Here is a 22,796-nt window from a genome sequence, read left to right as displayed (position 1 = left end):
ATTTTTATAATTTATATATATGGCTCAAAATATCTTAATAAAAACAAACTAATGGCAAATTATAATTTTCTATAAATATTGTCATTTACTTGACATATCATTATGCCGAAGACTAGTAACTTACATTCCTATAGCGATCACCAAGCCTTTGATCGCCTCATGCTCCTCATCGTCACCTTCATTCATCACCCTGGAATTGGCAGCCCAGATCGCATCGGCAATAACTCCCAATCTGCCCACGAATCCCTAGAAGCCGTCAAAGAAAAAGTTTATGAAATAGCACAACAATACAATATTCCATTAACTAAGTATTCCATCCCCACTCTTCGCAAAGACCTAGTTACACTCCGCAAATATGGCATTTTAGAGCAACGTATTTATCGTTGGGGCTACTTCCTCGGAACAGGTGTGATGTCCTTTAAAGACTTGCAAGTAGCTCTCAATGCCCTCAACTCAATGGCAAAATATCAACGATCGCCCCAAGCAATCCGTATTTACCAAAAACTCGAAAAGAAACTGCGCGGCAAACAAATATTAGAATCCACAGACTATCTCTATCCCGTGCGATCGCAAATAGATCGAGCAATCATCTACACCGATCTTGACGAAATGCTGGATATCAAAAAAAATCGCCAAAATCTTTATAATTGTTTAGATCAAGTGGAAGACGCGATCGCGATCGGACAAGCAATCACCATCTATCGATATGCCGACCCCTACAGTCAGAAAATTGGATATTTACAAGTCTTCCCATTGCAATTGATTTATCACGATATCGCTTGGTATTTGCTCTATGAATATGTCGATAATGGTCATTTAGAAATCGAACGAATCGATCGCTTTACTGACCAAATCCAATTCGTTAATCAGCACAGAGGAATCGATCTCCAAAAATCAAGTTTAACTGTAGCAATGAATCTGTTTAAAAAAGGTTGGGGTTTGTTTCTTGGTGAACCATCTGAGCAAGTTAGAGAGATTACAGGAACTCTAGAATATATTCAAGTCAAGGTACGTTTTTTTGCACCCGTAATTGCTTTTATCGAAGAGGGAGAGAAAAGACATATTTCCCAATCGATTGATCGGCGTGGAAAGCCTGAGTATATCGATTACATCGTTACGCTACCAGAGCGATCGCTAAATGAGTTTTGTCGTTGGGTAAATCAGTTTGTTCATAATGCTCAAGTCCTTGAGCCACAAAGTTTACGCGATCGCTTTCGCTCTTCAGCACTGAAGTTAGCATCTCTATATGATTTTAAGGGATAATTGTACTGTGGAGCTTACCAATTATCCCTTAACCCAACCAGCACTCATGGCAACTGAAAGAAATAGCATGATTAAAAGATCCACAAGTACCCATTTATATGCACCAATAGAATCAATATATTTCCGTTGTTTAAAATTTTGCCATCCAGATATTTCAGCTACTACAAGTAAAATAGGTAGCAGAACAAAACAAAATCCCAAGGTAGCGATCGCCCAGAAGGCTACCCTCCCACTTGATGCATAAAGTAACCCAACAGGAGTTTCCAAAGCAAATCTTCCTGAAAAAATAAGCGCAGGAATACCTAGAAGATTGATAAATAGAGCCAGAATTTTCAGAGTGGAAATTTGCATTTATTAATAAAGTTCTTTGCAGTTAGTGTGATGTAAATTTCAGTATAAAGCTGTCTTAGTCTCGTTAGTACAAGCAATCCAAAAGATGAAATGTGCTATGCTGCGCCACATTTCATCTTTTTTAATAAAAATATTGCACCTCTTTTCATGACAAAGCCATAGCGTAAGGGCAATTCATGAATTGCCCTTACGCTATGGCTTTACTGTATAATTACCTCGCGCCTCTTTAATACTCAAATCCATGACCCTTCGCATTTACAACACACTCACCAGACACAAAGAAGACTTTATTCCCCTCGAAGCGGGGATTGTGAAAATGTATGTTTGTGGTGTAACTGTCTATAATTACTGCCATTTAGGTCATGCTAGAGCCTATGTGATTTGGGACATGATTCGGCGCTATTTGGCGACAAAATATCAAGTTAAGTATGTTCAGAATATTACGGACATTGATGACAAGATCTTAAAAAAGGCTCAGGAAAACAATACAACAATGCAGGCGATCGCAGAGCAGTATATCGCCGCCTACGATGAGGATATGGCAAAGCTAAATATTGCCAAAGCTGATGAATATCCTCGCGCTACAGAGACAATTCCCGAAATTATTGAGCTAATTCAGCAGTTGATTGATCGCGACTATGCCTATGCCTCAGGTGGCGATGTTTATTACGCAGTGCAGAAATTTCCTAGCTATGGGAAGCTCTCAGGACGCAAGCTCGAAGATATGCAAGCGGGGGCAAGTGGTCGAGTTGATGAGCAGGAAGAACAGAAGCGCTATCCCTTTGACTTTGCTTTATGGAAATCCGCAAAACCCAATGAACCTTTTTGGTCATCGCCTTGGGGGAATGGAAGACCTGGTTGGCATATTGAATGCTCAGCAATGGTGCGATCGCGTTTAGGTGAAACCATTGATATTCATGCAGGTGGCATAGATTTACAATTTCCGCACCATGAGAACGAAATCGCGCAGTCAGAAGCTGCTTATGCAAAGCCGCTAGCTAAATACTGGATGCACAATGGCTTTGTGAATATTGACGGTGAGAAAATGTCGAAATCGCTGAATAATTTCACAACTATTCGGGATCTGGTTTCTCATTTCGAGCCAATGGCAATCCGTTTATTCATTCTACAAGCACAATATCGCCAACCGATTGACTTTACGGAAGAAGCAATTAATGCCGCCACGAAAGGCTGGGAAACAATTCGCGATGGAATGCTGTTTGCGGAGGATTTTGGGGCAAAGTTAGGTTGGGAAAATATAGAGATTCCTGCTAGAAAAGATTTGGGTGAAGCGATCGCTTGTTTTGAAGAAGCGATGAATGATGATTTTAATACTTCTGTGGCGATGTCCCATGTTTTTGAATTAGCCAAAAAATTACGTGCTGAGAGAAACTCTCTATCTCATGCTGGCAAAACGGCTGCGGGTTCTGAAGCTTTATATCAAGATTGGCAAACATTGAGCTATATGGTCAGTGTTTTGGGCTTTGTTGCCGATATTCGCGATCGCAAAGTCAAGGAAGAGAGCATTAGTGATCCAGAAATAGAATCCCTAATTCAAAAAAGGATTGAAGCGAAGAAAGCGAAGAATTATCAGGAAGGCGATCGCATTCGGGATGAACTTAAGACTTTGGGGATTACCCTAGTCGATCAAAAAGATGGAACTACACGCTGGATCAGGGAGTAAATCCAAAAAGACAAATCGTCCGCGTAGCGGACGATTTGTCTTTTTGGATTTAAAGTTTTAAATGAGAGCTTACTCCGTATCTATTGGCAGCTTTTACCATTTTTAGATATAGCCCTCCATCCTCAGTTAGTTGAATAACTTCCTCTGGTTTTGAGATTTGTGTTTCTAATGACTGCATAATCTTTAGGGCAACAGCTCTTGCTAATAAAGGCGGGACTGAGTTGCCAATTTGTCTAAATCCATGCCACTTGGTACTGTGAAATCGAAACCAATCAGGATAGGAATGCAATCTAGCGGCTTCTCGCACAGTAATACAACGTGGCATAAAGGGATGAATAGGGCGAGGAGCCGTAAATGCACCACGAGTACTAGGAGTTCCTGCCCTCAAAGTATTACAAATTCCATCGGGATCAAGTTTCAAGAAATGACTGATCTTCTCAAGCTCTCCATTCGCAGTTTTGTTAAATCTCTCCATGCAAGCTTGGCTATGGACAGTGCGGATGCTGGAGGTGAGCAAACTGCGATCGCAATCACGCGGATAGGATAAATCGGCAGAATCCGATCGCAGACCTCGCAAATATTCACTGTAATTGCTTTTTGGCTCTGGGAAATTTGCTACACACCAGTCGCGTTTCATCAGCTCAGGATATTGAGAAACATCGGGTAAATCTGCGATCGCATCTCTTACGGTTGGGCTATCAGGTAAATTGGCAAGCTCTTTAGGGATACGTTTGATTTTAGCTGGCTTTGTAATTGGTGATGGGTAATTGGGAAGATTTAAATCTTGGCGACAACCAATTAAAAAGAGCCGCTCACGGTTTTGAGGAACCCCAAAATGAGAAGCATTGAGCACTTGATAAGGCTTAAGCATTTTATAGCCTTTTTGCTCAAAGCTCTCGATCACCTCACCAATGAAATGTTGTTGATCGCCGATTGTTAATCCTTTCACATTCTCCATTACAAAATATTTGGGATTAAGTTCGATCACTAAGCGCCGAAAATGCGATATCAACTCATTGCGCGGATCACTAAACGCTCGTTTCCCCATCAACGAAAATCCTTGGCATGGTGGCCCACCAAAAACGACATCAATTTCGCGATCGCCTATTTTTGATTTTTGTCGAATATCACAACCTGAAATCTCTGTAATGCTGGAGCAGATCGCTGACCACATTGGGAAATTATATTCATGGGTGGCACAATGAATTGGATCGATCTCTACAGAAGCTAATACATCAAATCCTGCCTGCTCAAATCCAAGCGTCATGCCGCCCGCACCCGCAAACAAATCGACAGCGATCGGTCGTTGATTTCCCATAATCCACAAAGCATTTAGATATCAGCCACAGAAAATCTATTGTAGTATAGCCAGCCTAAATACTTGTAGCAGCAATTCTCATTATAAAAATTGTTTTTGTTGAAAGTCTGCCAAAGGCAGACTTTCAACAAAAACAATTTTGGGGTTTACTGTGGCAAAGGTGCAGCAAACCCCAAAATTATTTTCATAATGAGAATTCAAAAAGTAGTCGCTCTTTCGAGAATTGGTATAAAAATTTAAAAGCCTTGCTTTGCAAGGCTTTTAAATTTTACTCATTCGTTAGTACCTAAGGCTCCTGGGGAACCCGTTAATGTCCTTCGTGGTGAACAGGTTGCGATCGTGATGATTAAAGTCATGATGTAGGGTGCAGCATTGAACAGGTAATAGTAAGAATCAAATCCAACTGCCTGTAAAGCTGGCCCGATCGCTTGTGCACCACCAAACAGCAAAGCTGCCCATAGACAGTGAATTGGCTGCCATCTTGCAAAGATTACTAGGGCAACAGCCATTAAACCTTGACCGCTAGAGATATTCTCGGCCCATAGCCCTGGGTAATACAGCGATAAGCTTGCACCACCGATCCCAGCAAGGAAACTACCTGCGACGATCGCACAGGTACGCACTCCGACAACCGAAATCCCCATTGCTCTAGCAGCACTAGGGCTATCGCCTACAGCACGTACATATAAGCCCCAACGAGTCGAACTAAAAAACCATTGCATTAATGGTGCGATCGCAATGCCAATCAGCAACAATGGGCTAACTTTCAGAGCGGCTTGAACTTGTGGGAAACTGCTCCAATTGCCCCACTCAAATAAAGGTAGTGGAATTGCTTTAGGTTGAATAAAGGCTTTGCCAAAGAAGAAAGCAATTCCACTACCAAAAATAATCATCGCAATCCCTACAGCAACATCACTTACCTTAGGTCGCTGTGATAACCATGCATGAATTAACCCCAGACCAGCACCTGCTAAACCAGCGGCAAAGACTCCCAACCAAGGCGATTTAGTTAGGTAAGAAACTGCATAAGCAGTCATTGCCCCAGTCAGCAAGGTTCCTTCTAGTCCAAGATTAATCTTGCCAGCTTTTTCGGTAAGGCATTCACCTAAACTGACAAATAGAAATGGTGCGCTCCCTCTGAGTGTACCTGCGAAGATCGCTAGGGGAACACTCATCCAACCTAATGCTGTAGATGTATCTGCCATGGTAATTGGTAATTCTTAGAAAATTAATTAGTTAGTATTGCTACAAAGATTGCGTGAATTAGCTAAGCAACAGTCGCAGATCCGTCAATCTTAACTTCAGGCTCTCTATCTTTAAAGAAGTCCAAACGACCATAAAGAGATTCGCTAAAGAGAATAGCTAGGAATACGATGCCTTGAAATAGTAAAACCGTAGCGTCTGGTAATCCAAAGGATCTCTGTAGAGCGCTTCCACTTGCCAAAATACCTCCCATTAGCACGGCAACAAGTACAGCAACTAAAGGATTTTGTCTAGCAATAAAAGCAACTAAAATGCCGCTGTAGCCATAGCCAGAAATTAATGAAGCATTTGCACTTCCATGAATAGCAGCAACTTCTACCATCCCCGCTAAGCCTGCGCAGGAGCCACCTAGGAAACTAACAATTAATGTCAGCTTTCCAACTGGTAAGCCTGCAATTTTAGCAGCGCGAATATTCCCACCGACGGTGCGTACTGCAAATCCAAAAGTGGTGCGATGAATCAGGAAATAGGCGATCGCACAGGCAACTAGTCCATAAATTAGACCGTAATGCACTCTTGTATTTGGAATACTTTGCAGCATATTAATCGCTGAAAGTGGAAAGCTAGAGGGTTTGTTCAAAGTGGAAGGATCGCGCATTGGACCTTCTACTAAGGTGTTAAGCACAGCGATCGCAATGTAATTCATCAACAAACTACTAATAGTTTCATTAACACCGCGATAGTACTTAATCGCACCTACAAACATGATCCATAGACCACCTGCGATAATTCCTCCCATCGCCATCCCAATCTGGACGATCAAAGAGGGTAAAGAAGCGATCGATAGACCGACAGCGATCGCGCCCAATCCTCCAACTATTAAAGCTCCTTCATTGCCAATAATTGTCAATCCTAACATTGCTGGCAGAGCCGTACAGAGAGATGTCAGCATTAATGGAGCCGCGCGGATTAAAGTTCCTTGCCAAGAGAAGCTACTGCCGAACGCAGATGAATAAATTGTTCCATAAATTGCGATCGGATTTTTTCCCTGAACAGCACAAAAAATCCCAAAAACAACTAGTGAGGCAAGTAAAGCTCCGATGGGGAGCAGAATATTTTCAGATGTTGAACGCCAGCGATCGCGTATATTCATATAGTTGATTCTCAAATGAATGATATACAAACAAAAGAATTTAAAACTTGCGAAGCAAGTTTTAAATTCTTTTATTGAATTTAGCCTTTAACGTTTCCGATTACACCTTCAACAAACCAATCCATTTTTTCCAGATCGGGATCTGTCTGTTTGAACTCCTTGCCCTTGGCAATAACAACTTTGCCAGTGTTATCCTTCATTTCACCAGCATAAATAATCATGCTGCCATCCATAAACTTAGCCATCACCTTTTCAGCTTCCTTCTTAGTTGCCGCACTAACAGCACTTCCAAAAGGTGAGACTTTACAGAATCCTTCCTTGAGACCACCGCGCAAAATATGAGGAATGCCTCCATCACTAAGAGTCTTACCTGCTTTAAGCAGTTCCACGTACTTGGTGTAGACATTCTTCCAATCCCATTCTGCACCAGTTAGATATCCATTCGGAGCAAGTGATGATTGGTTAGTATGATAGCCAGTGCAGAATACTTTTCTTTTCTCTGCGGTCTCCATGACAACTTTTGGGCTGTCTACATGACAGGTTAAGACATCTACACCCTGATCAACCATGCTGTTAGCGGCTTCAGCTTCTTTGACTGGAACTGACCAATCGCCTGTGAAGATGACCTGAACTGTAGCTTTAGGATTAACGCTACGAGCACCAAGGGTGTAGCTATTAATATTACGAACTACCTGCGGAATTGGCTTGGCGGCTACAAATCCTAACTTGCCAGACTTAGTTGATAGCCCTGCAACAACACCTGCAACATATTGAGCCTCATCGATGTAACCGTAGTAACTACCGATATTATTAGGAGTTTTGCCTTCCGTGTACAAGCCGCCACAATGGAAGAATTGCACCTTGGGATTAGCTGGCGCTAATTTGAGAATGTGCGGATCGAAGTAGCCAAATGATGTCGGGAAAAGAGCTGTAACACCATTTTGGTTGATCATTCCAAGCATGGTTTCTTGGACTACAGCAGTTTCCGCAACACTTGCTTCACTGAATGTCTTAACCCCAGGAAGCTTAGCGATCGCAGTTTCTCCCTCAAAGTGAGCTTGACTATAACCAAAGTCATCTTTTGGTCCAACATAGATAAAACCAATATTCAGCAAGGCAGCAGTAGGTGAACCTGTTGTACCTGGAGAACTTGTAGTAGCAGTGTTCGGGGGAGCCTGCTCAGTACAGCCGACCCAAAGTTGAGAGGTGGCTCCAAAGGCTGCTGTTGCGATCGCGCCTCGGATAAACTTGCGACGTGGAATATAAATTGGACTCATGCCTTCACACCTTGAACAGATTGAATGTACTGCGAGTAAAAAAAATTAATACAAGAAATCTACACTGATTTAGAAGCTAGCAAATATTATCTTCAACAAATGTATTACTAACTACTTGAGTCACTTAGAGATTTCCTGCAAATACAAAAGGGTGTGCCTTGCACACCCTTTTGTATTTGGAAGCTTACAATTCGTAATTAGAAGCTAAACACTGCCTGCAAGTTACCAATAAATACAGTTGGATTATCGGAGAAGTTATTAGGACTAAAGATGAAGTAAGCAGAAGGCACTAGAGAAATGTTCTTAGTGACAGGATACACATAAGACACTTCAAGATCAAGTTGAGTACCATCATTACCTCGACCAGAAGTAATTACGTTGCTACTATCTCCAAACTTGTATGGAACCGCAAAGGAGATCAAGCCAAGAGCACCTTCTTTGAACAAGTCAGGGAAAGCCGCACCTACTTGGAAAGTATACTGATTGACATTGGTGGAGCCACCAGCAGTGAGGTTGATGTTAGTAGTGCCATATCCATATCTACCAAACAGACCAAAGCCTTTGGTAACCAACCAGTCAAAGTTAGCCGCAAAAACATCTGACTGTGCATTGTTTATGCCAGTAGCAACAGTCGCAATGCCTTGAAAAGATGGAGTACCTCCAATAGTAGTTCCACCATTCCCAGCAATATTTCCATGACTGTATATGAGTCGGAGCTTAAAGGAATCGCTGGGCTTGAAACCAAGTTCTGCAGTTAAATTATTGGTGCCACCAAATAAACCTCTGCTTGGATTAGCTGCTGAAGATATAGCTCCAGGGAAAAATTCGTTACTTTCAGCCAAGTATCCAACTTTGAAATCGAATAGGTCACCGAGAGGAGTCATGAACACTGCCCCAGCTCCACGCTTAGCATCGGTCAACAATGAGTTGTTAATGGAGGCAAAAGTAGTGTTCCAAGGATAGATGAATCTGTTTCCGTCAAAGTACTTGTAGAAGTTGACGCGAGGACCGACAACTAAAGTTGCTTTTTCAAACACAGGGAATTGGTAAGAAAGCTCGCGCAAAATGAAAGTATTAGCCGATTCTCCAGCCGTTTGATTAGTAAAAGTAGTCGCTGTGGTATTGAAGAATGACCCTGTGCCATAAGCTGTTGAGTAAGCTGAATTACCATTACCAACAGCGAGTTGGGTTGTTAGACTATCCTTCCCTGTAAATGAAGTATTTAGAGTCAGCCATACCAACCCACTCATGGTTGTATTTGGCGCATTTCCAACTGGAGTTCCTGTAGGATCTTTCTTTACGTTTGCTCCTGAACCACCAGTGACGTTAAAGAATGCTAAACCACTAAGCTTGGTGGTAGTAGAGAACTGTTGAGCTTCTAGCTTCTCGACCTTTGCATCTAATGCATCAACACGACCACGTAGAGTCGCTAGTTCCGCTGCAAACTCTTCTTGAAGCTTTTGCAAGGTAGCGAGGTCTTCTTTGCTGACCTTATCGGCTAGTCCTGCGGAAATGATTTCGTTGATCTTGTCTAAACAAGCATTCAAACCAGCAGCAAATTCATAACGGCTAGTTGCTTGTTTACCGCGAAAGGTACGGTCAGGATAACCTGCAATACAGCCGTAGCGCTCAACTAAAGATTGTAAAGCAGTGAAAGCCCAATCTGTAGGCTTAACATCACTCAATTGAGATACAGAAGTGACGTTTTGAGCTACTTCCTTAGGGCGATTTAACTCTGTGTTAATAGCACGAATCGTTTGTGATTCGTTCAGCTTTACTTCTGTTACAGGAAGTGATGACTGTATTACTGGAGCAGATGTAGATTGATCCTGAACTCGAACTTGATTTTGCGTCTCAGCATTTGCGCCTGTAGCCGTAGCTAGCAAGCTCAAGCCTAATAGAACTGAGAGATTACTGACTTTTTTCATTCCTTCACACCATAAAAGAAAATATGTTCAACATTTATAACCAATTTCATAAGTTAGGTTTCGACTACCTAATATTAAGTCTAGTTACATTTGTTTGGATGCATATATTGGAAGCTAACAAAATCAGTCAAATACAAATGTATTTATAAATACAATCTAGCCCCAGTCTTCATCCCAATCATCATCAAAGTCATCTTTAACTTTTTGAGGTTTCTTAGATGCCCTAGAAATATCTTTTGTTACGCCAGCTGTTTTAGCCACTGTTTGATGTTTTGAAGGATTGGTTTTGTTGGAAAAAACAGAAAATTTCGGCACTGTTGGCAATTCAAAACCTATTGAAGCTTGCCAAATATTAATGCAGGTAGCTCCGCAGCCAGCACTGAAGATTAAAACTAGTCCTAAAGGTAATTTAATTGACTCAAATGCAAAAAAACGCAAATTAACTAGAAAAGTATTTTGGGTTGCAAAAATAGCGATCGCCATTGCTCCAATCCAAAGAAAAATATAAAGAGATAAGCGGATCATAAATGTCGCTCCTCAGTAAAAGATGAAGACTCAGTGAGATAATGCCCAAATTTTTCGACAAATTGATTGTCAATGATTGCTTGGCGCATTTGCTGGGTAAAGCGGATCAACTCAGTAATATTGTGAATTGATAGTAATGTATATCCCAAAATTTCTTGCGATCGCACTAAATGGCTAACATAAGCCCGCGAAAAATTCTGACAAGCATAGCAATTACAGTCGCTATCAATAGGCGTAAAATCGCGCTTAAATTTTTGGTTTTTGAGATTCCAGCGTTCGCCTTTGACAAGAGCAACACTATGTCGCGCAAATCGGGTGGGAATAACACAATCAAATAGGTCGATTCCTGCGGCGACGGCTTGAGCCATTTCTTTATAAGTACCAACGCCCATAAGATAACGAGGTTTATCGGCTGGCAGGAGTGGGGTTGTGGCTCTAACAATTTTTTCGATTAATTCTGGTGGTTCGCCGACACTCACGCCACCGATCGCATAACCTGGTAAATCAAACTCAATGAGTTCCCTTGCTGACTGTTGACGTAAATCTAAATAGACTCCGCCTTGGACGATCCCAAATAAAGCTTGATCATTTTTGCGATCGTGAGCCTTAATGCATCGCTCTAGCCATCGGGTGGTTCGCTGTCCTGCTAGCTTAATCGCCTCATAGGTGGAAGGGTAGGGGGCGCATTCATCAAAAGCCATGATCACATCCGCGCCTAGTTGATTCTGAATTTGAATCGATTTCTCTGGCGTGAGATTAATCATATTGCCATCACGAGGCGATCGGAACTGAACTCCATCTTCACTAATGGAACGGATCTCGCTGAGACTGAAAACCTGAAATCCACCTGAATCCGTCAGAATTGGGCCATCCCAATTCATAAACTTATGTAGGCCACCTGCTTCAGCAACAATATCTTCACCTGGTTGGAGATGGAGGTGATAGGTATTTGCTAAAACCATTTCGGCTTTGCAGTCTTTAAGTTGTGCGGGTGTGACCGTTTTTACATTCGCCAATGTGCCCACGGGCATAAAACGCGGCGTATGTACAACTCCATGCGGTGTATGGAACTGACCAACTCTGGCATCAGTGCGATCGCACTGACATTCTAATTTAAAAGTAAAGTTATTCAGAGCTTACAATCCTAATTTTAATATTTTATGTTTGTGAACAGGTTTAAACAATTTTTAATTGTATCGCACTCAGATTCATATTGTGTTACAGACGATAAAGAATCAGCAATTCTCATTATGAAACCGATTTTAGTGTTTCCAGCGCCGAAGGCGCTGGAAACACTAAAATCGGTTGTTTGAAAGCCCGCCATTGGCGGGCTTTCAAACAACCGATTCTTATAATGAGAATTGCTGATAAAGAATGCTGTTGAAGAATATTTATTTAGAAACTGCACTCAAAGCACTATATTGGCTATGCAAACCGATTTAACAACTTTGACTAGCATGGAACTTGTAAATACCGCTCTGACATTACAAGATTTACCTCCTCCTCCAGAAGGAAAAACAGGCTGGCCTTGGACAGAACAGACAGAACTAATTCTTGGCAAAATGTCTGATGGCTCAGAGTGGCCAAGAATTAGTATAGTTACTCCAAACTATAACTACGGGCATTTTATAGAGGAGACAATTCGTTCGGTTCTGCTACAGGGTTATCCTAACCTTGAATACATTGTTATTGACGGGGAAAGCAATGATGATTCTGTTGAAATAATCAAGAAGTACGAAAAATGTTTGTCCTATTGGGTTAGTGAAAAAGACTCGGGACAAAGTAATGCAATTAATAAGGGTATAAGGAAATCTACTGGGATGATTTTCAATTGGATAAATTCTGATGACATATTGAACTTGGGTTCTTTGTATAATGTGGCATATGTTTGGAAAGAAAGAAACTCGGATATTCTAGTAGGCTCTGGCAGAATAATTACCTCAGAGAAATGTATTGAATGGATACCACATCAATCAATTTCAGCATTAGATCTAGCTCTATGCTTTCAGGGCGAGGTAGGGATGTCACAGCCTTCAACTTTTTTGAATCTCAGTCTTGTTAAACAAGTTGGAGCAATGAGTGAAGACTTTCACTATATAATAGACTATAGCTTATATATCAATCTTCTTCTAAGTAAAAGTATAACTAGATTGACAACTATCAACTCATGTCTATCAACTGCTAAACTTCATGAAGGAGCGAAGACAGTTTCATCTTGGATAAAATTTGAGAAGGAAGCCATACAGATGCTTTCAAGCGTTATGACAAAATTCCCAGCTAATCAGAGGAAAGATATTAAACAGCGTATATATCAATTGTCCGTTCAAGTTGCTGTAAGAGAAGCTGCTATGAATATAGGATTTGCAGGGCTTGCTGCTCTCGTATCTTTGCTCTTTAAAAACCCTTTCTTTGTTTTTTCGCGATTTTATGTCGGAGCATTAAAAAATAAGCTTGTAGAAGCATCTATTAGGCAATATTAGTATGACTGAACTGGTTTCAATTATCATTCCTTGTTACAATGCTGAAAAATGGATTGGCGATTGTATTGATTCAGCTCTTTCGCAGACATATAAACCCATAGAAGTAATTGTTATTGATGATGGTTCTACGGATGCCAGTCTGTCTATAATTAAAAAATATGGAAATAAAATTAGATTGGCAAGTTATCCAAATAGCGGACCAAGTGCATCTCGCAATCGAGGATTTCAAATTAGTAAAGGGCATTATATTCAGTTTATAGATTCTGATGACTATATTTCTCCTGTGAAGATAAAGGAGCAAATAGAGTTTTTAAAAGTATCAGGTAAAGATCTAGTTTATAGTGATTGGTGCCATCAAGTTTATAATGATGATAATTCAATTAAATCATTAAACTACATTACAAATCAGTCTGCGGACGACATGACTTATTATGTAATTAGTAATAACACTATTCATATTGGATCTTGCTTATACAAACGTGAAGTGATTGAAAGGATGTCAGGATTTGATGAATCTCTAAGAATTGCTGAAGATTATGATTTTTTCATTAGGCTAGCATTCTCTGGAGCTAAATTTAGTTATATGGAGGGTTGCAACTATTTTTATCGCATATATAACTCAATTACCGCTTCTCATGGACAAGGAATTAAATATCCAAATTCAGTCAAATTTCTTTTGGATAAAATTAGTTTCTGTCTAAAAGAAAAAGAATTATGGAACAGTAAATATCATGATGTACTTGCTTGTAAGTATTTTTTTGTGGCTAAAAGCTATGCGATGTTAGGGGCATTCAAAGAGGCTAATACTTGCTATAAGACATCTAATGATTTATCTGGAAACCAAAAATTCAGACCAGATGGAAATTCAAAATTTGAGAATACATACAATCTACTAGGATGGAAAGCAACAATAGTATTAATGTATGCTTTTCAATTTATTTCTAATAGGTTAAGACTTACGCAAAGCGGTAAAACAAAGTAAGTTAATGTCTTTACTGATCAACTTTTTAAAGTAATAGTCAACTAACAAATGAGAATTAGTTAAGTTAGCATATATTTAGAGATTCTTAAGCAAGCGAGGTACAGTGGTTTGTTTCCCCGCCGTCGGCGGGGAAACAAACCACTGTACTTCACTAGTTTTAAAATCGCTATAATGCGATTTTAAAACTAGTGACAGTGAGTTAGTGGCTAGGAAATATTGGAAAAAAGTATAGAGGTAACTGGTTGATACCACTAACCTCTAATAGAAGGAGATACTTTTGGGGAAATACTCAAAGCGGTTGCGTGAGTCTTAATTCTTATCAGAATATTCACTTGATTGTTGAATTAGTTTTGCCACCAGCCCTGTCCATCCAGTTTGATGACTAGCGCCAATCCCTGAGCCATTATCACCATGAAAATATTCATAGAACAACACTAAATCTTTCCAGTTAGCATCAGTATCGAATTTTGATTTTTTGATTTTTTGTGGATCGTTTAAAGGGCGATCGCCATGCGTATCTCTTACAAAGATATTAATTAAGCGTTGAGATAGCTTGGCAGCAACATCATTTAAAGTCATCAAATTTCCTGAGCCATTAGGATACTCGATTTTAAAGCTATCACCATAGAAATGATGGAATTTTTGTAGGGATTCGATAATGAGGAAATTTACTGGCATCCAAATTGGTCCACGCCAGTTAGAATTTCCACCAAACAGACCGCTTGAAGATTCAGCAGGTTCGTAATCGACTCTATATTCACTACCTTTAGCTCTCCAAATATAGGGGTGATCTTTATGGAATTTAGAGAGTGCACGAATACCATATGCGCCTAAAAATTCACTCTCATCTAACATTTTGGTTAAAATGCGTTGGAGTTTATCGCGATAGCAGATCGCAAGTAACCTTCTAGCTTGCATCCCACAGGTTTCCATGCAAGAGACATTTTGAGTTAGCTCAGGATGATGGGTGATAAACCATTGCATTCTATTTTTGAATTCGGGCAATTGATCTAGTAGTTCGGGATCTAATGTTTGTACTGCAAAGAGAGGAATTAACCCCACTAGCGATCGCACTTTTAGTTTTAGTTGATTACCAGAGGGTAGATTAAGAACATCGTAGTAAAAGCCATCTTCCTCGTCCCAGAGTTCTGTATGCTTCTCTCCAACTTTGTTCATTGCATCAGCAATGTAGAGAAAATGCTCAAAGAATTTCGTGGCAATGTCTTCATAAACGTGATTCTCTTTTGCTAGTTCTAAGGCGATTGTTAGCATGTTTAAGCAATACATGCCCATCCAGCTAGTACCATCGGCTTGCTCAATATATCCGCCCGTGGGGAGTTCAGCACTACGATCAAATACTCCAATGTTATCTAATCCCAAAAAGCCGCCTTCAAAAACATTTTTTCCTTCGCGATCTTTGCGATTTACCCACCAAGTGAAGTTTAACAAAAGTTTCTGAAAAACCCGCTCTAAGAATTTACGATCGCCTTTGCCATACATCTTCTGCTCAATCTTATAAACCCGATAGGTCGCCCATGCATGAACAGGAGGATTGACATCACCAAAAGCCCACTCGTAGGCTGGGATTTGCCCATTTGGGTGCATAAACCATTCGCGAGTAATCACGTCAAGTTGTCGTTTAGCAAAATCTGGATCAATCATCGCGATCGGAATCGTATGGAAAGCCAAATCCCAAGCCGCAAACCAAGGATATTCCCATTTGTCTGGCATCGAAAGAATCTCTTCAGATTCCAAATGAAACCATTTAGCATTTCGTCCGTTGAGGCGCTCGCTTGGTGGAGTTGGTGTAGCTGGATCGCCCTCTAACCAAGGTTTTACGAGATAGTTATAGTACTGTTTGCTCCATAACATTCCTGCAAAAGCTTGTCTCTGGACATTTCGCATATCATCCGTCATCGCAAATGGAGAGATTTGTTGATAGAACTCATTAGCTTCGCGCAGTCTCGTTGCCACAATTTCGGCTTCTACTCCCAAAACGAGGACATCAGGGGCAATATCGCTCAATCGCAATCTGACAACTTTAGTCTCACCCGATGCGATCGCTAGTTCATAATGAGCAGCAGCTTTTGTGCCTTGTTGCTGAGGATTTAGCGATGCTTTACCATTGACAATATAATCATTAATGCCATCCTTTACATATTGAGAGCTATTTGCAGTTCCAAATAGCCGCTGATAGTTGGTTTCATTTTCTGTAAATAGTAATTCTTTACTCTCTGGACAATAGAGCCACATTTGCCCTAATTGCTCATGACTTGCCGCAATCATGTCTGAAGAATGAGCCTTAAGTGAGGGTTTCTTGCTATTGTCCCAAACCCAAGTATTCCGAAACCACAGCGACGGTAACAGGTGAATCGTCTGTGCGTCAGGCGCGTGATTGGTAATGCTGATTTGGATTGTTATATCCTGCGGCGAATTTTTAGCATATTCAACAACCACATCAAAGTAGCGATCGCTATCAAATACACCTGTATCCAATAACTCAAGTTCTCGTTCATTTCGACTGCGCTGTTGATTCCCTTTTACAAGTTGTTCGTAGGGGAAAGCTCCTTGAGGATACTTGTACAGATATTTCATGTAGGAATGTGTGGGCGTATTATCTAGATAAAAGTAATACTCCTTAACATCTTCACCATGATTGCCTTCGCTGCCAGTTAACCCAAACAATCTTTCTTTAATAATCGGATCGGTTCCATTCCAGAGTGCGATCGCAAAGCAGAGAAACTGATGATCGTCAGAAATACCAGCAAGCCCATCTTCTCCCCATCGATAGGCACGCGAGCGAGACTGATCGTGAGAAAAATAGTCCCAAGCAGTTCCCGAAGCGCTATAGTCTTCGCGAACAGTTCCCCATTGCCGCTCGCTAAGATAAGATCCCCATTGCTTCCAAGGTTTTCCGTTTCTAGTTTCTACTAATCTAACTTGCTCTGGATTCATCATATTTCTCTAAAGGAGTATTTCTACTTTTGCTAAGCAATAGGAATTGAGTGAAATCGCGTAAGCCTCCTATCCTAATTAGGACTTACGCAAAAATACCCTGAAAGCCTTATTTTATTCTAAAACACAAAATGGCGTAGCCATTTTGTGTTTTAGAACCCTTGCTGGGTATATTTTTAATCCACAAAAGTGTCGTCACCCTCTTGTGGATTGGTATTACCGTAGAAGTAATTCATGAATTGCTTCTACATCTACTAGTCTATTTGTAAATCCTAATCGGTCTTAACGAGCTGAGAGAGAGAGAGTATATAACTGGTTCTTAACTGCGGAGATATAGGAATCATTCGTCAAGAATGCAGCAGGTAGTCGTTTGTCGTTGACTGCTGCCTTTACCAGTTGAGCTGCGGTAATCGAACCATCGTTAAAGCCTTTCATTAGACCCTCAGAATCAGGAATACCTTGGCTTGTAAAATAGCCCTGATGCGCCAGATAAGCAAGATTGAAGGGTGTCAAGGTGATTCTCATTTTTACTTCTATGGAAGGCATTTGCATAGCATCTTGAGCTTTCGCGGCAGGAACTGTAGCAGTTGCAGAGAGTAAGAGTGCAGGCAAGAAAGCTAGAAGTAATTTTTTCATGATTTTATCTCTCGATATAGAATTTATTCTTTTGGAGAACTAATTAATGAACTAGTTCTTTTTGTATTGATCTAAGTATTTACCTTTTGCCTGAAGTCACCCTGATGTGAAAATGAGAGAATGATTAATTCTGCCTGAGAAGTTATAACTGTTTTCAAAGCCTAAAAGAATTGCCCCGCTAAGCGGGGCAATTCTTTTAATAATGACATCATAATGTTCAGTAGACATAGATTTTCTTCTAGATTTAAGAATGAAGATTTATTTAGACAAGAACTTCTGGAGAAAAGACATGAATCTCTTAGGTACAGGAGCAGTAGATTCTTGCGCTTTCGCTACCTTAGGAGGATTTCCCTGCATACCAGTGACTTCATAGACCTTAAACTCGGTTTTACCTAGGCTGAAATTACCGTTACGATTGATAATCGCTTTGTCTTTGACTTGGTTGTAGACTGATTCTGAAATCAACAAATCACTCCCAACTTCTTGATTGGCAGCTTCAATTCGACCGACTGAATTCACAATATCACCCAAAGGCGTAAGAACATTGGGCTTGCTGGGATCTATCGGAATTAAAACAGCTGCACCATAATGAATACCAATGCTCACATTTAGCGGATTGTAAGATAACTTCTTTAAGAAAACATTCAATTCCGCTATGGTTTTAAGCAATTCTAAACCCGCCCATACCGCTCTCTCTGCGGCTAAACTACTGTTTTTCTCAAATCCAAATACTGCCATAACTCTTACGCCCATGACGTTAGGAATAACCCCACCGTATTGACCCACGACTTTCTGAACTCGATGAAAATAGCGACTCATGATATAGACAATATCGTAGTGAAAGTTCACCTCATCAAAATTAGTCGCTCCGCGAATTGTGGCAACTAGCAAAGCTACATTGCGATCGCTATTTACAGCACCAGTAGCAAGCTGACCTTCGAGAATATCAATGTCCTCATTGTCAATCACCATGCGGCGAATCGAAACATCTCCCGTAACCTTAGTTTGGCAAGCAAGACGAACATGAACAGGGAAATCCAGTTTTTTAGCTAAAGCTCTTTCAGCGCTAGTTGGGGGACTACAATTTTGCACTCCATCTAAAATCATGATTCGACAAGTGGAACAATAGGCATTTCCACCGCAGACATGGGTATGCTCGATTCCATTTGCTAATAAAGCCTCTAAAACCGTATCGGATTTGTTGATTTCTATGGAACGTTTATCAGGGAGACAACTAATTTTTGACATAAGTTTAACCTCATTCATCTAATTCAATAGTTCTTTGCAAGAGGCGATCGCAGATTTTAAAAAGGCGCTAACTTGATCAATACTTGCATTAGGTTCACCAAATTGAGAAGCAGTAAGCACTGCCCCAACCCAATGTTCTGTATGCCAAAACCCATCGCCATCTAACTTAGGTAAATTACTGCGATCTTCGGGGTAAGGATAGGGAGTTACATACCAGTAAGGCTCGTTATAGCCGTCATCACCTGGAGATAGACCGACACCTACGGATTTCTCTTGTCCATTTGCTTCATCTGGGATGGAAATTAATGTTGCAATATCGAAATGATGTGGCCAAATGCGAACATTAGATGCCATAGGTTCTTGCTGGACTATATTTTGGAGAAGTTGATCTGCAATGGCATAATATTTTGTCAAATCTGAAGTTAAATGCTTGAGTTGGAAAGTTTTGCCACGGGCAAGATCACTGTCAGGGAAGTCGTTAGGTGGATAGGAAATTGGGGTGATTAGATCTCCCTCACCGCCCAATCCATTAACGATCGCCCTCGTCCAAATAAATGCTTCAGTCAATGTGCGATCGCTTAAAGCAAAGGAAGAAATAATTTGATCGCGATCGGTTAAAAAATTTAGAGTTAATGCGATCGGATCGAGAGCAAGTCGATACGACTTAATCGAGGTAATTGCGCGGGTTGTGAACCCTAGCTGCTCGTCCCAGAATAATCCTTTATTACTCGAATCTGCTAGAGCGTTGGAGATAGAGGCTAATGGCTGGATAGCATAGTGGAGTTGGATTCGCGCTTCGGCAAGTTGCTGGAAATCAAGTGTAAATGATGATTGATTAGGAATATTCATAATGTTATAGCTAAATTTTTTTGATTAAATTTTTTTGTTTAGATCTTCACTTATTTTTCAATTATCCTTAAGGCATGACCATCGGGATCTCTAACTAAAAATCCGCGCTTAAACCCAAAAGAGCGGTAAGGTATTTCAATTACGTCGGGAGAAATAAAAATTGTGCGGGAACTTCGCAATTTTTGCGCGATCGCCTTGGCATCATTGACAACTAAAGTCGTCTGCCAATGCAGTAAATCATTAGGTCGCGCATCAGGTGGGAAAGGCTTACCGTCGCTTGGTGACAAATAATCTAGAAACTCAATTCCTAAACCCGATGGCGCTCGTAAGCCACTAATGCGTAACTTTGCTCCAAAGACATTATTAAGATGCTCTTGCTCAATGCCAAAGTTTTCACTTTCACCTGCCAGTCGGAGTCCCAAAAGATCTCGATAAAACTGCAAACTAGCATCCGTATTACTGACAACGATCGCAGTATGGTCAATTCCTAAAAAGACTTGTTGGGAATTCTCTTGCCCCTTATTCTCTTGCCATTTGGGATCGCCTTTACCTTTAGGAAAATAAATGATTTCTAAATTATGCCCGTCAGGATCTTTAAAGTAGAAAGCCCGAATTCCTGCGGCGGCTTTATTTGTGTCAGGAATCCTTTGTGGCGCAGTGGAAGCATGTTGCACTTTATATTTCCGAAGAATCTCATAGGCTTTATCCATATCGCGGACTGCGATCGCAATATGTTGAAACCAGCGATCGTTACTATGTGAATCGACAGGAATCGGTCTACCCTTGGGCGTGAGATATTCCGTTAATTCCAGAATCTCCGTACCCAGCCGCATTTTTACAACCCTCAAACGCAAGCCAAATAAACCTTGGAGTCGTTCATATTCGGAGCCTAAGACTTCGACATCAGATATTTTTTGGAAGGATAAAACTTCAGAGTAAAACTGAATGGCTTTATCCATATCTGAAACTGTAATACCTACAGAGTCAACAGCAGTAATACTATTTGTTTCTGCTTGAGCAATTACAAATGGCGATCGCGCCGAGATTTGTCCTAATAAGAAAGGCTCTTGAACAGCCAGCCCAGTTGCAGTAATAGCGATCGCAAAAATTACATTCTGAAATTTAAGATTCATGATCTTTCTACTGCTCTTGATAGTTCCATAGCAGACCACCATCTACCACCATTGTCGAACCAGTAATATATCTAGCCTCATCGGATGCTAAAAAAGCAACGACAGAAGCGACATCTTCAGGTTGTCCCAATCGCCCCAAAGGAATATTTTTTAGCAATGGTTCCAATTTGGTCGGGTCGTTGAGAAGTGCCTTATTAATTGGAGTTTCGATCGCACCAGGGGCGACGTTATTGATAGTGATACCAAGTGCGCCCAACTCTACGGAAAGGTTGCGTGTCATCATCTTCAACGCACCTTTGCTGGCACAATAGGCGGTAAAATGCGGAAATGGCAATTCTTCATGAACAGAGCTAATATTGATGATGCGTCCGTTGCGTTTGCCTTCACTAATTTGATGTTTAACGAAAGATTGGGTCGCAAAGAAAACACCCTTAAAATTGATATTCATCACCGCTTCAAAATCTTTTTCGGTCACATCCCAGAAATCAGCATGTTTCTCAATCCCCGCATTGTTAACCAGAATATCAAGGGTTCCAAAATGCTCAATACTTTCATCGATCAATTTACGAACGTCATCAACCATTCCCAAATCAGCACCAATGCTATAGCCGCGATCGTTGTCACAGAAACCCTCAGCCATCATGCAATCTCCACCAGTTGCTTTGATAGCACTTAAAGTCTCTTCAGCGCCTTGGGGATTAGAGCGATAGTTGACCACAACTTTAGCGCCTTCTTTTGCCAATCGAATCGCAATACCTTGACCAATGCCACCACTGCTTCCAGTGACTAGGGCAACTTTTCCATCTAGTTTCATAAATTTTCACCGCAGTTAAATTTGCAATTATTTTGGAGAGAAATCCTCGACGGGCTAAGACCATTGAGAAAATATTGCTTTATTCTGCTTGAATAGTTACTAAACAGAGTTAGAGAGATATAAAAAGTATATTGAAATTAGCTGATACTTCAGGAATATTTTTTAAGCGATCGCTCAGTAAATCCTCATTTTGGGATTCTATTGCTTAAAATAATGGCGATCGCTTACTAATTATTTGTCTTTGCGATCGCCAATAACTTCTCGGAACTAAACAACGTAACTTTTTACTGAGTCATAGGGCTTCAACTCTCACGATACCTCCTTCAACTGCATCTATTCGCAATCCATACTTGTAGAGTAGTGACATTCCAATCAAAGGGTCAGTCTCTGATTCAGCAACATCAATTTCACGAAACTGTCCATCCCAGATAACTGTTACTGAATACAGATCAAAGAAAGTTTCGCTACCGTCACCCAAGGTCACGATGTCGGAAGCGTTCCACGGTAAATCAAGAGCAGCGATGATTGAAGATGGCAAAGTGAGGAACCCATTGAAACCTGTGTCAATGACAGCATCGATAACTTGCCTTTGCCCGTTCGCATTACCAACAACCAATGGAAGTGTTGCCTCACACCGCCGATTAACAACTCCTTGCATCATTTAGGTTTCACCAAACTCCTTGAGCCAAAGTGATAAACAGCACGGTGTCCAATACGAATAACCCAAGGTTGAGCATCAGGATATCGCTTGAATAATTCGTTAGTCGCTGGCAAAACATGATCGGCGACTTCAAAGGCTCCTGTTTCAATATCGATCGCTACGATCTTACCTGTATTACCAGATTCTACTTGCTGCCGAATGCTAGATTCATAGAGTTCCTGACCACGCCGAGCTAATTCTTCTTTGCTGTAACGCCGTTGACGAACTGACATAGCTTTTGTGTTGTTAGTTTATAGTGTCATTATAGCTTTGGGTAACAATGAAACCCTACATTTG

Annotated in this window: 20 protein-coding genes; 4 read left to right on the top strand and 16 right to left on the bottom strand. The window is 40.8% G+C overall.

Annotation, left to right across the window (positions count from 1 at the left end):
- Positions 1–102 precede the first annotated feature (102 nt).
- Entirely contained in the window at positions 103–1,263 is a 1,161-nt protein-coding gene (locus tag CQ839_RS18635; protein ID WP_103669802.1) for a YafY family protein, read from the top strand.
- Positions 1,264–1,284: 21 nt separating this feature from the next.
- Here CQ839_RS18635 and CQ839_RS18630 read toward each other — a convergent pair whose 3' ends face one another.
- Positions 1,285–1,614, bottom strand: a complete 330-nt coding sequence (locus CQ839_RS18630; protein ID WP_103669801.1) for a hypothetical protein — start codon at positions 1,612–1,614, stop codon at positions 1,285–1,287.
- A gap of 241 nt (positions 1,615–1,855) precedes the next feature.
- Here CQ839_RS18630 and cysS point away from each other — a divergent pair, with 241 nt between their 5' ends.
- Complete coding sequence (gene cysS, locus CQ839_RS18625; RefSeq protein ID WP_103669800.1) at positions 1,856–3,298, top strand: cysteine--tRNA ligase; 1,443 nt, start codon at positions 1,856–1,858, stop codon at positions 3,296–3,298.
- A gap of 49 nt (positions 3,299–3,347) precedes the next feature.
- Here the strand turns inward: cysS and CQ839_RS18620 are convergent, their stop codons facing one another.
- From CQ839_RS18620 to tgt, 7 genes are all read right to left on the bottom strand, one after another.
- Positions 3,348–4,616, bottom strand: coding sequence for a DNA cytosine methyltransferase (locus tag CQ839_RS18620; RefSeq protein ID WP_103669799.1), 1,269 nt, complete (start codon positions 4,614–4,616; stop codon positions 3,348–3,350).
- 272 nt (positions 4,617–4,888) lie between these two features.
- On the bottom strand, positions 4,889–5,821 hold the full coding sequence (locus tag CQ839_RS18615) for an ABC transporter permease (protein WP_103669798.1): 933 nt from the start codon (positions 5,819–5,821) through the stop codon (positions 4,889–4,891).
- A gap of 62 nt (positions 5,822–5,883) precedes the next feature.
- Positions 5,884–6,972: an ABC transporter permease gene (locus CQ839_RS18610; protein WP_103669797.1), complete on the bottom strand. Its 1,089-nt coding sequence runs from the start codon at positions 6,970–6,972 to the stop codon at positions 5,884–5,886.
- Positions 6,973–7,052: 80 nt separating this feature from the next.
- Positions 7,053–8,249, bottom strand: coding sequence for a BMP family ABC transporter substrate-binding protein (locus CQ839_RS18605; protein WP_103669796.1), 1,197 nt, complete (start codon positions 8,247–8,249; stop codon positions 7,053–7,055).
- Between the two features lie 197 nt (positions 8,250–8,446).
- Complete coding sequence (locus CQ839_RS18600; RefSeq protein ID WP_103669795.1) at positions 8,447–10,177, bottom strand: iron uptake porin; 1,731 nt, start codon at positions 10,175–10,177, stop codon at positions 8,447–8,449.
- A 156-nt stretch (positions 10,178–10,333) separates the two neighbouring features.
- Positions 10,334–10,660 carry a LapA family protein gene (locus CQ839_RS18595; protein WP_181016252.1) on the bottom strand — a complete coding sequence of 109 codons (327 nt, stop codon included), beginning with the start codon at positions 10,658–10,660 and terminating at the stop codon, positions 10,334–10,336.
- A gap of 38 nt (positions 10,661–10,698) precedes the next feature.
- Complete coding sequence (tgt, locus tag CQ839_RS18590) at positions 10,699–11,835, bottom strand: tRNA guanosine(34) transglycosylase Tgt (protein WP_103669793.1); 1,137 nt, start codon at positions 11,833–11,835, stop codon at positions 10,699–10,701.
- 294 nt (positions 11,836–12,129) lie between these two features.
- On the opposite strand from tgt, the gene CQ839_RS18585 reads away from it, so the two are divergent.
- The gene (locus CQ839_RS18585) at positions 12,130–13,182 is read left to right on the top strand and encodes a glycosyltransferase family 2 protein (protein ID WP_258040787.1); all 1,053 of its coding nucleotides are present in this window, start codon (positions 12,130–12,132) and stop codon (positions 13,180–13,182) included.
- Position 13,183: 1 nt separating this feature from the next.
- Complete coding sequence (locus CQ839_RS18580) at positions 13,184–14,164, top strand: glycosyltransferase (protein WP_103669792.1); 981 nt, start codon at positions 13,184–13,186, stop codon at positions 14,162–14,164.
- 309 nt (positions 14,165–14,473) lie between these two features.
- Here CQ839_RS18580 and CQ839_RS18575 read toward each other — a convergent pair whose 3' ends face one another.
- From CQ839_RS18575 to CQ839_RS18540, 8 genes are all read right to left on the bottom strand, one after another.
- Complete coding sequence (locus tag CQ839_RS18575) at positions 14,474–17,119, bottom strand: glucosidase (RefSeq protein ID WP_258040791.1); 2,646 nt, start codon at positions 17,117–17,119, stop codon at positions 14,474–14,476.
- Between the two features lie 282 nt (positions 17,120–17,401).
- A complete protein-coding gene (locus tag CQ839_RS18570; RefSeq protein WP_103669790.1) occupies positions 17,402–17,755 on the bottom strand; it encodes a hypothetical protein in 354 nt (117 codons plus the stop codon).
- A gap of 258 nt (positions 17,756–18,013) precedes the next feature.
- Entirely contained in the window at positions 18,014–19,003 is a 990-nt protein-coding gene (locus CQ839_RS18565) for an adenylate/guanylate cyclase domain-containing protein (protein WP_103669827.1), read from the bottom strand.
- Between the two features lie 18 nt (positions 19,004–19,021).
- Positions 19,022–19,852 carry a hypothetical protein gene (locus tag CQ839_RS18560; RefSeq protein ID WP_103669789.1) on the bottom strand — a complete coding sequence of 277 codons (831 nt, stop codon included), beginning with the start codon at positions 19,850–19,852 and terminating at the stop codon, positions 19,022–19,024.
- Between the two features lie 50 nt (positions 19,853–19,902).
- Complete coding sequence (locus tag CQ839_RS18555) at positions 19,903–20,985, bottom strand: VOC family protein (RefSeq protein ID WP_103669788.1); 1,083 nt, start codon at positions 20,983–20,985, stop codon at positions 19,903–19,905.
- 7 nt (positions 20,986–20,992) lie between these two features.
- A complete protein-coding gene (locus tag CQ839_RS18550) occupies positions 20,993–21,799 on the bottom strand; it encodes a glucose 1-dehydrogenase (RefSeq protein WP_103669787.1) in 807 nt (268 codons plus the stop codon).
- A gap of 292 nt (positions 21,800–22,091) precedes the next feature.
- On the bottom strand, positions 22,092–22,460 hold the full coding sequence (locus CQ839_RS18545; protein WP_103669786.1) for a clan AA aspartic protease: 369 nt from the start codon (positions 22,458–22,460) through the stop codon (positions 22,092–22,094).
- Complete coding sequence (locus tag CQ839_RS18540) at positions 22,457–22,732, bottom strand: hypothetical protein (RefSeq protein ID WP_103669785.1); 276 nt, start codon at positions 22,730–22,732, stop codon at positions 22,457–22,459. Before CQ839_RS18540 ends, CQ839_RS18545 begins: the two co-directional genes overlap by 4 nt.
- Positions 22,733–22,796: the final 64 nt, after the last annotated feature.

This window comes from Pseudanabaena sp. BC1403, assembly GCF_002914585.1.
In the GTDB taxonomy this organism is placed as follows: domain Bacteria; phylum Cyanobacteriota; class Cyanobacteriia; order Pseudanabaenales; family Pseudanabaenaceae; genus Pseudanabaena.
The sequence above is the reverse complement of the archived record's forward strand: the minus strand, read 5'-3'. Positions and strand labels throughout refer to the sequence as shown.